Here is a 1,399-nt window from a genome sequence, read left to right as displayed (position 1 = left end):
AATGCTGGCGTGAAAGGTGAAGCGGAGGGCTATAGCTTTCGTCGAAGGTCATGGCCTTATGGCGGCAATCTGGCTCACTCCGCTCCATGCGGTAGTAGCTAACCACCACATGTTTATTACATACAAGGCGGCAAGCTTAATATCGATTATATTGGTATCGGGCTTATCGCGCTGGGGCTTGGCTGTTTACAGGTCATGCTGGATCGCGGCGAAGATGATGATTGGTTCAGCTCCGGCTTCATTCGCTTATTTGCGCTACTGGCCGTCGTCGGTCTGGTGGGCGCGGTGTACTGGCTGCTTTATACCCGTAAACCGGTGGTGGATCTGCGTTGCCTGAAGGACCGCAATTTTGCCGTTTCCAGCCTGTTGATGGCGGGAATGGCGATGATTCTTTACGGCAGCTCGGTGGTCATGCCGCAGTTGGCTCAGCAGGAGCTTGGCTATACCGCCACCTGGTCCGGGCTGGTGCTTTCGCCGGGGGCGGTGTTGATTGTCTTGTCCATTCCGCTGGTATTGAAACTGATGCCGGTGGTGCAGACCCGCTGGCTAATAGCGTTCGGCTTTACCTTGATGACGCTGTCGTTTATCTACTCCAGCCATTTGGCGCCGAATATCGATTTCGCCACCATGGTTAAAATGCGCGCAGCGCAGTCCATAGGTCTTGGTTTTCTGTTCGTGCCGCTGACCACCCTCGCCTTTATCACGCTGGCCCCGCGACTGAATGCCGATGGCTCCGCACTGTTTACCATGTTCCGCAACGTGGCGGGTTCGATTGGCATCTCGCTGTCCACCGCCGCCATCACCGAGCGTTCCCAGGCCCACAGCGCCGCTATGGTGCATAACCTGTCGCCGTTCAATGAACAATTCCAGCAGGCGATACAGCGCGCCGCCCAGGCGTTCCGGGATGTCGGCAGCGTCATCGGCGACCCGACGCAGCTGGCAATGGGACAACTCTATCAACAAATGGTGGCGCAGACGCGGATCCTGGCTTATGTGGATGTTTTCAGCCTTTGCGCGCTGGTGCCGTTGCTTCTTATTCCATTTTGTTTTCTGCTTTCGCCGGTGAAAAGCGAAGGCAACGCGGGGGCTCACTAATATGCCGGCTCGTTTTCGCCCAGCCAGGAGGCTGTCTTTCCCTTTGTCACCGCTGCTCGGTTTGGGCGCACTAACGCTGAGCGCCTGTTCGGTGGGGCCGGACTATCAACCGCCCCATCCCACCACGCCGGCGGCCTTTAATGATTTGCACAGCGCCGAGCGGACCGCCTCCCAAGCCATAGGTATCTACACATTTATCGTGATACCTGTTATTACTTTGCAGAATGATTTCAACCTATCTGTTGGCGGGATTGACTCTCGCCTTACCCGCCGATATCAGACGCTGGTTAAACAGCATATGACG

The 1,399-nt window shown here is 56.3% G+C and carries 1 protein-coding gene and 1 pseudogene; both read left to right on the top strand.

Translation table 11 applies throughout. From position 1 onward, the window contains the following. Positions 1 to 132: 132 nt before the first annotated feature. Positions 133 to 1,095: pseudogene (locus CINSTRO3249_RS15915) on the top strand (MFS transporter); the annotation flags it as partial. Between the two features lie 43 nt (positions 1,096 to 1,138). Further along, positions 1,139 to 1,399: hypothetical protein (locus tag CINSTRO3249_RS15910; protein ID WP_174249811.1), on the top strand; the 261-nt coding region annotated here is incomplete at its 3' end.

This window comes from Candidatus Sodalis sp. SoCistrobi, assembly GCF_900143145.1.
Classification (GTDB): Bacteria; Pseudomonadota; Gammaproteobacteria; order Enterobacterales; family Enterobacteriaceae; genus SoCistrobi.
The sequence above is the reverse complement of the archived record's forward strand: the minus strand, read 5'-3'. Positions and strand labels throughout refer to the sequence as shown.